The following is a 13298-nucleotide window of genomic DNA, read 5'->3' as shown; positions in this document are numbered from 1 at the left end:
ATGAGAAAAATCACTTATTTTATGGCAATTGCAGCGCTAGCTTTTGCTTCTTGTAAGTCAAAAAAATCAAGTTTGGAATTTGCATCCCCTGGAGCAAATCAAGCTGTTTTAAAAGGTGCTCAAGTCCAGTTGAAATTGAAATTTGAATCAGTATCAATGGACTCTGTCGCTTATTTTGTCGATGATAAACATGTGGGGTCATCAACTGATACTACGGCAATTACGGTAGATACCAAAGACATGGCCTATGGTACACGTAATATTTCCGCCTTGGTATACAATGCTGGAAAACCCGATTCTGTTTCAAGTACATTTTATGTTGTACCTGAAAATGCGAAGAACTATGGTTTTGAGGTTGTCAACAAATACCCGCACGATACGACTGCTTTTACACAAGGGCTACAGTTTGCTGATGGCATTCTCTACGAATCTAATGGCCGTTATGGTGAGTCAAACTTGAGAAAGGTCGACCTAAAAACAGGTAAAGTACTCAAGGAAATCAAATTTGATGAAAAGACTTTTGCCGAAGGAATGACATTGGTAGGTAATAAGTTATTTATGTTAACGTGGCAACAGGGAGAAGGATATGTCTTTGATAAAAACTCGTTTGTAAAGGAAAGTTCCTTTAAATATGAAAATAGCAAAGAGGGGTGGGGCTTGACCTACGACGGGCAGCATTTGATAAAGTCTGATGGATCCAATAAATTGTTCTTTTTAGATGCAACGACCGGTAAGGAGCTAAACGCTATCGGAGTTTACGATGAAGCTGGACCAGTGGATGAACTTAATGAACTGGAATATATAGACGGCAAAGTCTACGCAAATGTCTATCAAAAAGATGTTATTGTTATAATCAATCCGCAAACAGGAGCGGTAGAAGGACGGATTAATCTTGTGGGTATCTATGAGCATACTTCCGCTTATGACAATGAATTGAATGGAATTGCTTACGACCAAGCTGGAAAGCGTCTCTTTATAACAGGGAAGTTATGGAATACATTATTCGAGATCAAGACAGTTGAAAAATAAATGAACTTTAGATCTTGATCCTCCTTTGTGAGGCAGACAGTATTGCACATTCGAATAAAATGGAAACCTTGTCAGAATTATCTGACAAGGTTTTTTATTGCGCCCCATTCTTCTTTGAAGTATGGATGTTATCGTATGAGGTTTTCAATTCCATCTTTTTTATAAATGCGGCCCGGGGCTGAGACAGATCGGTTTTAAAACTGTATCGGAAGCTTTTAAAACTGCATGGAGAGAAACATTATGACGAGCAGATCTCTCGTCAGGTGCGCCTCAATTAATGAAAAACAAGAGAGTTGCCCTATATTAGTAAATAGTAGCTGGATGTATCTATTATTGATGACTTATTTCGCTATAGCGGACAGCCATAAAAGGGAGCTAGAAATCTTTTTTAACCAATAGAAACAAAATATTTGAAGCAAAAAAAAGGAATGAAGTTTGAAACTCCATTCCTTTCTTTATATTGATTTTATTTCGATTAATAAATCGGAGTAAACATCCAAGTATCGTCAAAACGAGATGAACCATTAAGTCCAGTAGTGATGTAACCGTTATTTCCTACAGCGAAACCAACAGCATCTTGGCGTGCTGAACCAGCAAAAGCGCCGTTGTCATTTGTCCAGTAGTCACCAGAAATATTATATTTCCATGTGCTGTTGATTACGGCATTTTTGTAACCGCCAACAACGAATGGAGTACCATTGATTGCGAAAGCAGAAGCATTTGAACGAGTCAAATCGTAAGTATATGAATCATCTGCTCTATTTAGATCGTTCAATTTAGTCCATTTGCTACCATCAAATTTATAGAAATCTTTTGGGTAAGAACCATTAGAGATACCACCACCTACATAGGCTACATTATTGACAACAAAAGAGAAAGCTGCTTTTCTTTTCGCTGAAAATGGAGCATCACTGATTGCTTGCCAAGTATTAGCAGCTGGATCATATTTGTAGAACTCATTTGTATTTGTTGTTCCACCATTAACTACAGTTTCACCTGTTCCAACATAAGCCGCACCGTTTAAAGTGAAAGCTACTGCATTAGACAAAGCGATAGGAAGTGGAGCAATGCTTGACCAAGCACCTTTTCCGCTGTTAGCTGTAGGATCAAATTTGTAGAAATCTGTTAGGTTGTTTGTTCCGTCATTTCCACCACCAACATAACCGATATTACCAATGGAAAAACCGATGGCACCGTTTCTCTCAACACCTGTGAAAGGCGCTTTTTCAGCCCAAGTATCTGATGCTGCATCATACGCATACGTGTCTTTCACACGGAAAGGCTTACCACCAGCATTACTTGCTAGACCAGTAGTGACATATGCAACATTATTTATCAAAAAGCTAGCAGCAGATGAAGTTTGTGGGCCTTTAAAAGCAGCTTTTGCAAACCATTCGTCTGATTTGGTTGAGCTGTCGTCACTTTTTTTACAAGAAGAGAAAGTTGTAACTGTAAATACAAAAGCTAATAAAACGAGTAGCCAATTTTTCTTGTTCATAAATTATTGAAATTTAGTATAAAGGATGTTTAATTTAATTTTCGGATCATTCTCATTATCTTTTGCCAATATTAACCTATTTCCAGTTGAAAACAAACCCGATGTCGGTAAAGATAGATATAATGAAGTATTATTGTATGCTGTTGTTTTAATTTTTGTTAAATATTCAATCAGATTGAATGTATATGTTCCATTCGAACCAAAATCATTTCCACGCACTAATGTTGCTTGTTGTGTTGTTGTCGAATAAGGTGAAGTTACCAAACTAATCGGATTTCCATTATTACTTGCCACCATTAAGACCAAACTCTGAGGCTGATCAAAAATCGAGGAAGCTCCATTAGGGACTTCAATGACGAGTTCAGCTTTGTTCACCGCAATTGATGGATTGTTCACCAATTCTAATAACGTTGGAAACTCAATTTTTGCTACAACACCCGTTGAACCTTCTAAGAATACATTTCCATCAGTTTGTTGACTCGCAATTTGAGGATTTTTTAAGCTCATTGGCGCAAACTTTGTTGCAGAGCGATCTGCTTCAATCTGATTGTACTGATAGGCCTTGTTGTCAATGGAAAAATATTGCTTACCAACAGATTTCGTTCCTTCATTATTCAGGAATGAATAGTGAACTTGTAGAAATACGGTGTCTTTAAAACCGATCAAAGCCGTGTTGCCGTTGTCAGGAACAAGTGCCAATCCTTTGAAATACTCTTGGAAGCTTGTGCTGTTCTGAATCCGGTTGTCATTATTTTTGATCATCGTAAATAGCTCATTGCTAATGGTACTGTTGAATCTAAAGAATAATGAATCTGCGGATTGTATACGTGGTTTAAAGGAAAGTTCTGCCAATGGCGTATTTTCATAGGCAAACTTTTGCTTACTGAAGATTGCCGCTGAAGTGACAAAAACAGGACGTTCATCAGCAGGTTTGGTTAAATCAATCTGTGTTTGCGTAATTTCTTCCGTAACACGGTGTACCGATATCTTTTGTACTTTCGTTGTATCGCCGTAAGAGTATTTGTTTGGTGTTAATACCAAAGTCACCGAATCCAAGGTCGCGTCATCTGGAATAGAAGCATTACTTATCGTTCCTACTCCGAGTCGCATATAGGCTGTAGACTTCATGCTGCCCGTAACAGCATTGCTATTCTTTCCAACGAGCATTGTTCCAGTAGAGGAAGTCGGAATATCGTCCAATTGATAAGTCGAAACTTTGGCGGAAACCGTATCAATTGGTACTAAACCGATTGTTTCATCTCTTGAACTATCCAATGAGAGCGAAATGTCTTTATTACAACCAACAAAAGCGGCCAATGTAAAAAGTGGAAGTAAAAGTTGAATACTACGTCTCTTAAAGTCTTTAATCATATTAATTTTTGAATAGTGCAAAAGTAATCAATGCGAACTGTTAATCAGTGTTATATTTTGTTAAATATGGTTAATTACCACAGCGATTGCAAATCTAGTAATTTAAATTTGTTTTAGTTATGGGTAGAAGATTTAAATTACTGATCAGTTTGATCGTTTTAATAGGGGCAGGAATTACTGTAGTACTGGGGGTTTGGCTTTATGGAAGTTATACAAATCGTCGTGACCTGTTTCTTTCTACCGCTGAGCGTTCGCTCTTCAATGCGGTCCAGGAGGCATATCAAATACGCAATGGTGATCGGCAGTTAGATGGGCCAGAAGCGGATCGGAATCGCCTCCTGCAAGATGTAAAACGGGAGCTTTCAACCTTAGTGCCCTCTGCTGAATTGGATAAGGCTCTACAACGTGTAAGTACCGAACGTCCTAAAACAGAGCGATTTGATCGCGAGATCCACAACAGACGGGAGAAAATGTTTCCCAAAGACCGGGAAGGGCAAGGCGCAATTGTTCCGCCCTTTCTGTTCCGCGACTTTGAGATGAACAAAGCCAACCTGAATTTAATCGAAAGAAAGTTTAAAGAATCCCTGAACAATAAGAGCATTTCAGTACCATTTGAAATGGCTATTGTCACGATTCCACACGATCAAATCAAAGATGCGCGCCGTAAGTACCGCGAAGCAAATCTTGCTTGGACAAGGCCCATGATGGTCAACCCATTAAAAAATGAATTTCTTGTGATCAAGTTTCAGGAGGATTGGAAGTATCTGCTGTATAGCTTAAGCTGGCAGCTGCTCATCTCACTGCTCTTGATTGGACTGCTGCTCGGGACGTTCTTCTATTTGATGAAAACCATTCTCAACCAAAATAAGATGGCCGAGCTGCGTAAGAACTTCGTTGATAACATGACACATGAACTCAAAACACCGGTATCTACAGTCATGGCAGCCATAGAAGCGATACAGTTGTATGGTGTACAGGATGATAGGGAAAAGATGAATCGCTATCTGAATATCTCCAAAAAAGAACTGGAACATCTATCCAATATGATTGAAAAAGTACTTCAAATGGATATCGATGCAACAAGGGGCATTGTTTTGCAACGTACTGACTTCGATCTTGTCGCCATGGTGAAGGGAGCCATTGAAGTTGCTCAGCTGAATAAAATTAAGCAAGTGGACTTTAAGCTTATTGCTGTTCCAAGTGAAATACGGATCAATGGCGACGAAGCCCATCTAAAGAATGTGATCAATAATTTATTGGAAAATGCGATAAAATACGCTGGACAGCAGGTTTATATTGAAGTGGAAGTGAAGGAAATGAAAGAAAATGTCCATATTCGTATTACAGATAATGGTAAGGGAATTCCTTCAGAATACCATAATCAGATTTTTGATATGTTCTTTCGGGTTCCTTCTGGTAATCTGCACGATGTAAAGGGCTTTGGTTTGGGGCTTGCTTATGTCAAGCAGGTGGTAAAAAGGCACGATGGCAAGATTACCGTCGATAGTGAGCTGGAAAAAGGAAGTACCTTTAATATCCGATTACCGTACGAATAAACAGCATTGTTTATTTTTCTGAGCGGAAATAGGGCTTTTTATAGCGCAGTAAATAGGCTGATTTATCCGAAAGATGTCTTTGAAACAAGGCCGAAATATATTTTGATTGAATGACAACCCTATGATTGAAATTTTATATGTAGAAGACGAGCCAAGTCTCGGAATGATCGTTGCCGATAGCCTGGAAGCTAATGGATTTCATGTTACCCATTGCAGTAATGGTCACGAAGCTTTGGAAGCATTTACCGCGGCTCGGCCAGATATTTTGGTCGTCGATGTCATGATGCCCGTCATGGATGGCTTTACATTGGCGACAAAAATACGCGAATCAGATACGCAGGTGCCCATTATCTTCTTGACAGCCAAAGTGCAGACAGAGGATGTTGTGAGGGGATTTCGTTTGGGCGGGGACGATTATGTCAAAAAGCCGTTTAAGATTGAAGAGCTCGTTGTGCGGATAGAATCCTTGTTGAAAAATAGTCCTAAGATGTTATTCGGCCAAAAGCTGATGATAGGAGACTATAGCCTCGATAGCTTAAAACATCAGTTGACTTATCAGGGTGAGGTACTTAAGCTGTCTTTCCGCGAAAGTGAACTGCTGCGGAAACTGTATGAACAAAAAGATAAAGTCATACCGCGGGAGGATATCATGCGAGCCTATTGGAGCCATGATAAGTATTTCACGGGACGGAGTCTGGATGTGTTCATCAGCCGTATCCGGAAATACCTCAGTCAGGATGATCGCATCAAGATTATCAATGTCAGAGGAGTGGGCTACATGCTTACCGTCGATTGAGAGGTGTTCCACGTGGATTGGCGATGATGGTGCATATTAACGACGGGTTTTCATTTCTCCTTTTCTGCCAAGTCCCCGGATATGGTAGGTAAAACTTAATATGGCATAGCGCGTTATGGCGTTGGATTGCGAAACTCGTACCCAAAGATCACTGACCTGCTGATTGATGTTTTTATTGTCATTAAATAGATCAAAAACCGTGAGATTGATTTCGGCATTCCTACGCTTGAACAATTTCTTGCCTATAGAGACATTCCATAACAAACTTGTTGTACTTGGTGAATTCAGGATACTACCATTGTAAAGGTAATTGAAAGTCGAATTGAGTATCCATGTTTTTAGTAGCGTCAACGCGATAGAATTGCCTATGGTATGTCTATAAACCGAGTAATTTGATTTTTCCGTTGCTGAGTTCTTGGAGAATGCTATATTTCCATTGTAATCCAAACCGATGATAACATCTTTGCTGAATGCTGTATTTACGCCGACGCGTTGACTCATCCCATAGGTCTGCGCATCGACCTTTTCCAGATTCAATAAGGTGTAATTCTGGTTGAAATACATATTGTTGTTGAGGTTGAAGTTAAGTTTCAATGGCTCAAATCGATATCCAAGGCCATTTTGCCATTTGAGGTTATAGGCACCATCGAAATTTTCGGGCCTAATGTATTGCCCCCCTGGCCCCAGTACAACGTCCTCGGTGATTGTAAAGGCTGAGTCTGTAGTGAAAATGGTATTTGATATTTTATGTTCAATAAAATCTGCTGTAAGCTCAGAGGTGAAGCTTCTACCTGTTCCTTTATTGATGGATCTAAACTGAAGCACGACGTTGTGGTCATATTCTTGCTTAAGATCCGGATTTCCCGAGCTAATGCGCAGTGGATTTTGATTGTCTATAAAATCCTGCAGTTGCTCAATAGAAGGAGTATTGGTCTTTGCATTATACCGAAACTCGACGCGTGTATCCTTATTAAAATTATATTGGAAATTTAGATTGGGCAACAGACTGTTAAAGTGGCTCTTTGTGGTCAGTATATTGGGGAATAATTTGTCATTTACCTGGGCAGCTGTCTGATAATCTAAGCCAATCTGAAATCTAATGCTATCTTTTTTGTTAAATAGGTAGGAGGCACCACCGCTATGGTAAACAAAGTCATTTCGGAATTCATTGGAAAGACGGTTTTTTAATTCCCCTAACTGACCTGTTTCGGCCAGAAATTCGTAAGTTTTGCGGTCCGAATAGCGTGCCGTATTTCGAAAAGTATAGTTCCCCTGTAAGCGGGAGTATTTACCCAGCATCTCTGTATAGGCCACCTTGGAACGAAAACCATTATTATCACCAATGGAATAATTCCTATTGTTGACGGTGTCGATGCGGTTAAACAGTCCATCTTTATAGTAGGAATTTAGTGCAAAATTCTCCGCATGTCTCTTGTTGCTGCTAAAAGAGCCATTCATATTAAAACTGATTGTGCGGCCAGGTTTATTGAGTCTCCGCATGTAAGTAAGGTCTCCGCCCCAGTTAAAATTTTCTCCAAAACTGTTATTTTTACGGTCAGAGCTATTGAGTATCTCGGCAAGATTTAATAGGGTATTGCCTTTGGAACGTGTATTTCTGTCGTTACTCTGATAGGAAAAATTAGGTTGAAAGTCCAGTTTCTGTATGGAATCTATTTTCCAGTTCGCGCGGATAGAGAAAGCATGATTGTTGCTGTAGATGCTGTTTATTTGATCCTGATTGTTGGTTTGGTTGGCCCGATTACCCGCAGTATATTCTGTTTTGCTTTGGCTGAGGATAGTATTGTCCGTATAGTTGTAGGTATAATTCGCATTGAAGTCCATCTGGTTATCAAAAAACCGATCCAAATAGTTGAACCCCGCATTAAAGCGCGCTGTCACTCCCTGTCCGGTACGTCCTCTTGTATTTCCCCGGGTGGCGAAACCGTTGGGCTGGTTGACGTTGTTGGTATTGATGTCGATCGAGTACTGACGTTTGGGATTCATTTTGGTCACCTGAGTATTTATGGCATACTTTTGGTCAGGACCGACTCCACCGGAGAGCTTGCCAAAATATGACTTTCTTTTATCGGGTTTGGTGACGATATTGATTACCTTCATGCGTTTTCCATCATCAAAACCACTAAATTTGGCCTGCTCGGTTTTGTCATCGATAATCTGGATTTTGGAAATAACATCAGCCGGAAGATTTTTTAAGGCGACCTTAGGATCTGTACTAAAGAACTCACGACCGTCAATAATAATTTTATTGACTGGCTCACCCTGTGCTTTGACGTTGCCATCATCATCAATTTCAACGCCAGGAATCTGCTTTACCAATTCGTCGGCATCGGCAAAATCCTGTGTAATATATTTCTTGGTGTCAAATTCAAGGGTATCTCCTTTAACTTGTATACTGCTCGAGGAAATATTGATCTCATCCAATACAATTTCTGCATTGCTGAGTTTAAAAATTAGGTCGACGGTCTTGCCTATGAGCTTTACCCGACGGAGATCCATGGTATAGCCCATCGGTTGTACTGTGACCAGATAATCACCGTTGGAAAGTGCTGCGCTGCTGAACTTGCCCAATATGTCTGTAGGTACCTGAGATTTACTGGAATCTTTTACCGCGATAATGGTGATGCTTGCACCCCTAATGGGCTGTGAAGTTGTCTGATCAAGCAATTTGCCTGTAATATACTGTTGAGCAAGCGCGTTTGTTCCCAATAAGGATAAGCTAATAAATAGGAGCAAGACAGTCCATAGATTGATCTTCATTGGTAGCGACGGAAATATGTTTTAATGTACAGTTGACGGTTATATAATTTTATTTTTCAAAAATAGGGCACTATTTGTTACGAATTATTATCATTTTAGTTACAATACCCCCAAGGGAACGGAAAGATTAGATATATTTGCAGTAGAATTAAAAAATCAACTGAACAAAACCGTGTAAGGATCTGATGCTATACGGGGATAGATTTAAAAAATAAAAGATGAAAGAAAGTGTTTTGAGTAGAAAAGAGCGTATTATGAAAGAAGCATTGTTGCTTTTTTCAGAGCAAGGCTATACGAATACCTCTACCAAAACGATTGCCCAAAATGCCGGGGTCTCTGAAGCATTGATCTTTAAACATTTTGGAAATAAAGATGCCTTGCTCGTCTATTTAATTAAATCGGGCTATCGCAAAGTTCTTACGCATCACCGCGGAATGATGACCTATCGTGAACCAAAGGAATTCTTGCGTACAATGATCAATCTACCCAACAAATTGGTTACCGCCGAACCCTTATTTTGGAAATTGCAGGAACGTTTGTCTCATCACCCTTTTTCCAAACAGCAGCACGAACAGTTTATGAAACCCGTGCAGCCTATTATCCATCGTGCTTTTGAAGATCTGAACTATGAAAATCCAGATCTTGAAACACAATTTCTCTTACTAGTTATCGACAAGCTATGGAAAAAGGAAGCGATAGGTGAATTGGAGAATGTGATGGAGTTGACGCTCTTTCTAGAGAAAAAATATAACCTGATTTAGCTTTTAAAGCTTAAATTATAGGCTTTTTCTACACAGCTGTTTCTTCGTAAAGTTCTTTATTACTCGTCGAACCGGCAATTGGATTGCAATCGTTGGATGGTCGGGGCGTTCCAAAGCTGTTATTTTTCCATATATCGAATGTTCTATTGCTTCCAATATTTGCATGCCGCATTTTTCTGCTTTGCTACCTAATATAATGCTGTTTTGTGCATGTTTATATGAAATTGTTGCAAAAACAATTTCATATTGTCCAAAATAATAACGTTCTTAGTAGTTCTATTTTAAATACATTATACAAACTAATTTATGTTCAAAAAACTCGGTCTGGGAATATTGGCATTAGTCGGCACAATTTCTTTTTTAAAAGCTCAGGATAAAAAAGATTTTGTGAAATACATCAACTCCCAACATGAATGGGTCGATGCAGTATTCAATACCTTGACGCCAAAAGAAAAAGTCGCTCAGTTATTTTTGGTTAGAGCACACACCAATCTAGGGCAGAAGTATATTGACTCGGTAGCTCAGGTGATACAGGACGAACATTTGGGTGGTCTAGTTGTTTTTCAGGGCGGTCCCGTACGTCATGTCGATATGTTCAATCGCTATCAATCCCTGTCCAAGGTACCTTTGATGATGACTTTTGATGGCGAGTGGGGATTAGGTATGCGTATGCCGGATTCAACATTGTCCTTTCCTTATCAGATGACTTTAGGAGCCGTCCAAGATAATCAGTTGATCTATCGCATGGGACGTGAGGTTGCCTTAGATTTCCAACGTATAGGTATGCATTTCAATTTTGCACCCGATGTGGATATCAACAATAACCCTAAAAATCCGGTAATTGGTATCCGCTCCTTTGGTGATAATAAATATAATGTAACCCAGAAAGCAAAAGCGTATATGGACGGTATGGTGGATGGCGGTATATTAGCTTCCATTAAACACTTTCCGGGTCATGGAGATACAGATGTGGATTCTCATTATGATTTGCCACAACTTCCTTTTGACAAAAAACGCTTAGATACCCTGGAAATGTATCCGTTCAAAGAACTTATCAAAGCTGGAGCACCTGCTGTTATGGTGGCGCACATGAATATCCCGAGTTTGGACGATACACCTAATATGCCATCTTCCATCTCTAAAAAGGTCGTTACGGACCTTTTACGCAACGAACTTGGCTTTAAAGGGTTAGCAGTCACCGATGCAATGGATATGAAAGGCGTAAAGAAGTTTTTCCCAAATGGAGAAGCCGACGTACAGGCGATTATCGCAGGACATGACTTACTTGAAGTATCGGAGAATAGCAAACGTGCGATCGACTTGATCCTAAAAGCCATTGAAGAGGGACGCATAGCACAGGCAGATATTGATGCGCGTGTTAAAAGAGTGCTGGCCGCCAAATTATGGCTTGGTTTAGATAAATATCAGGCCACAGCACAACAGAATCTATACAATGATTTACATCGTGCCTCAGCGGTTCAGCTCATTGACGAACTGTCAAATGCAGCGATCACAGCATTAAATTCTACCGAAAAAATAAAATCATTCAAAAAGGATTTACCTACCGCTATTATCAATATCGGAATTACGGCTAATCAGACTTTCCAGAATGAATTAGCGAGTGCGCTGACGAATGAAACACAGTATTTCATCACAGACAGCATGAGTAAGGATGATATCAAACGTATTACCAAGGAAATCAAGAAAAATAAACAATTTATTATCGCCGTGCATGACACGAGACTTCGTCCGCGTCCGACCATGGTATTGAATAAAGATGTTCAGGGCCTGATGAAGAAATTTGCGAAAAAATCGATCTTGACCTTATTTACCAATGCCTATGCTTTGGATGGTTTTGAAGCGACGAAAAAAGCAAAGACAATTTTGCTGGCTTATCAAAATGATGCCTTCATGCAGAAAGCAGCAGTAAAAACGATTTTGGGGCAAAATACGCCGAAAGGAAAACTTCCGGTTACGATCAACAAAAAATTTAAATACGGACAGGGGAAATAACGTATTATAAAATCACACAAACAGGATGCCTCTTCCGAAAATGGTCCCATTGCATTAGCAAAGCCATTTAGGAAGAGGCATTTTTTTGTCAAATTCTAAATTTCTTCGTTAGCACTCCTGCTATCTGATGGCTTACTTTCATTTTTCATGCGATCAATAGCTGTAACGACATATTTGTACTGTTGATGCTGCTTGATATCGTCATCCGTATATTGAAGCTTATCGCCATCAAAGGTGATAAAGATGATTTTTCCAGGATCCTTAATGTTCACTTTTTCATCGAGATTGAACCGATAGATCACATAGCCATAAGCAGACTCCCCATCAGTGGCCACATCTGGTTTTTGCCAAAATAAGGTGTTCATTTTACCATTGGCCGAATTTTTAACCAGAAGACCGAAAGGTGCATTGGGTGGGATACTATCTAACCACGGCATTGTAGGGGGTAATGCTGGTGTACGATATAGGTCATTCCGCATCGAGTCTTGCAATCCAACAAGATTGTCCGTGAGTGATTTGGAGCTAAAATAAATGCTTCCCTCCACATCGTGCTCCTCTCTTAAGTGGCGTACCTGTCGGGGAATTTGGCTGCGGTCTGTCCAGCCGATTTTATTTTCGGTAACACGATAAGCCCCATGCCCCACATAAAAGTGACGGCCATAGGTGTGTTTCTGCCACCAGTCAACTAAGATCTCATATGCTGCAGCGCGATTTTTAAAAGGAAAGTAGATCTGGGGATTGATGTAGTCTATCCAGCCTTCCTGCATCCATTTTACACCATCAGCATATAGTTCCCGGTAAGCACTCAGACCACGGGTATCTGAGCCAGCAGTATTATTTTCTTTGTTGTCCCATACGCCACAGGGGCTAATGCCATATTTGACATAAGGTTTTATCTTTTTGATGGCAACACCAAGATCGTGTACCAGTACGTTGACGTTGTTGCGTCGCCAGTCGTCAATTTTCTCGATCCCGTTGTTATATTGACCAAAGGTAATCTGATCCGGTACCGGTGTGTTTCTGCTGTCAGGATAGGGGTAAAAGTAATCATCGAAATGAATGCCATCTACATCGTAGTTTTTGACTACATCCATAATCACATCAATGATATATTTACGAACTTCCGGAATACCTGGGTTGAAAAGCTTCTTGCCAGCATAGGTGAAGAACCATTCGGGGTGGCGCTTGGTAATATGGTCATCCGAAAAATGGGCCGGATTTAATGTTGTTGATGCGCGATACGGATTGAACCAGGCATGTAGCTCCATCCCTCTTTTGTGGGCCTCGGTGATCGCAAATTCCAGGGGGTCATAAAATGGTGACGGAGGCAGGCCTTGTTTTCCGGTCAGGTATCTACTCCAGGGTTCTCTGCCCTTTGCATAGAAAGCATCGGCAGCAGGACGTACCTGCAAAATAATCGCATTCAGCCCCGCGCTGCGGTGTTGGTCCAGTAAATCAATAAACTCCTGTTTTTGCAGTGCGACATTATTGCCCGC

Annotated in this window: 9 protein-coding genes; 5 read left to right on the top strand and 4 right to left on the bottom strand. The window is 40.2% G+C overall.

What is annotated here, in order from left to right:
* A complete protein-coding gene (locus B2X72_RS23800; protein ID WP_075994525.1) occupies window positions 1-1029 on the top strand; it encodes a glutaminyl-peptide cyclotransferase in 1029 nt (342 codons plus the stop codon).
* A 475-nt stretch (window positions 1030-1504) separates the two neighbouring features.
* On the opposite strand, the gene B2X72_RS23795 is transcribed toward B2X72_RS23800, so the two are convergent.
* Together B2X72_RS23795 and B2X72_RS23790 are read right to left on the bottom strand one after the other, a co-directional pair.
* Window positions 1505-2527 carry a Kelch repeat-containing protein gene (locus tag B2X72_RS23795; protein WP_120335141.1) on the bottom strand — a complete coding sequence of 341 codons (1023 nt, stop codon included), beginning with the start codon at window positions 2525-2527 and terminating at the stop codon, window positions 1505-1507.
* A 3-nt stretch (window positions 2528-2530) separates the two neighbouring features.
* A complete protein-coding gene (locus tag B2X72_RS23790) occupies window positions 2531-3898 on the bottom strand; it encodes a DUF4270 family protein (RefSeq protein ID WP_286851788.1) in 1368 nt (455 codons plus the stop codon).
* 119 nt (window positions 3899-4017) lie between these two features.
* On the opposite strand from B2X72_RS23790, the gene B2X72_RS23785 reads away from it, so the two are divergent.
* Together B2X72_RS23785 and B2X72_RS23780 are read left to right on the top strand one after the other, a co-directional pair.
* Window positions 4018-5454: a sensor histidine kinase gene (locus B2X72_RS23785; RefSeq protein ID WP_286851786.1), complete on the top strand. Its 1437-nt coding sequence runs from the start codon at window positions 4018-4020 to the stop codon at window positions 5452-5454.
* A gap of 121 nt (window positions 5455-5575) precedes the next feature.
* Window positions 5576-6250: a response regulator transcription factor gene (locus tag B2X72_RS23780; protein ID WP_075994521.1), complete on the top strand. Its 675-nt coding sequence runs from the start codon at window positions 5576-5578 to the stop codon at window positions 6248-6250.
* Window positions 6251-6286: 36 nt separating this feature from the next.
* Here B2X72_RS23780 and B2X72_RS23775 read toward each other — a convergent pair whose 3' ends face one another.
* Window positions 6287-9028, bottom strand: a complete 2742-nt coding sequence (locus tag B2X72_RS23775; protein WP_286851785.1) for an outer membrane beta-barrel protein — start codon at window positions 9026-9028, stop codon at window positions 6287-6289.
* Between the two features lie 218 nt (window positions 9029-9246).
* On the opposite strand from B2X72_RS23775, the gene B2X72_RS23770 reads away from it, so the two are divergent.
* Together B2X72_RS23770 and B2X72_RS23765 are read left to right on the top strand one after the other, a co-directional pair.
* A complete protein-coding gene (locus B2X72_RS23770; protein WP_286851784.1) occupies window positions 9247-9789 on the top strand; it encodes a TetR/AcrR family transcriptional regulator in 543 nt (180 codons plus the stop codon).
* A gap of 306 nt (window positions 9790-10095) precedes the next feature.
* The gene (locus tag B2X72_RS23765; protein WP_201667062.1) at window positions 10096-11802 is read left to right on the top strand and encodes a glycoside hydrolase family 3 protein; all 1707 of its coding nucleotides are present in this window, start codon (window positions 10096-10098) and stop codon (window positions 11800-11802) included.
* Between the two features lie 95 nt (window positions 11803-11897).
* On the opposite strand, the gene B2X72_RS23760 is transcribed toward B2X72_RS23765, so the two are convergent.
* A partial coding sequence (locus B2X72_RS23760) for a glycoside hydrolase family 10 protein (RefSeq protein ID WP_286851782.1) occupies window positions 11898-13298 on the bottom strand: 1401 nt, incomplete at its 5' end.

Source organism: Sphingobacterium sp. UBA7253, from assembly GCF_002472745.1.
Classification (GTDB): Bacteria; Bacteroidota; Bacteroidia; order Sphingobacteriales; family Sphingobacteriaceae; genus Sphingobacterium; species Sphingobacterium siyangense.
This window is presented reverse-complemented; position numbering and strand designations above follow the sequence as displayed.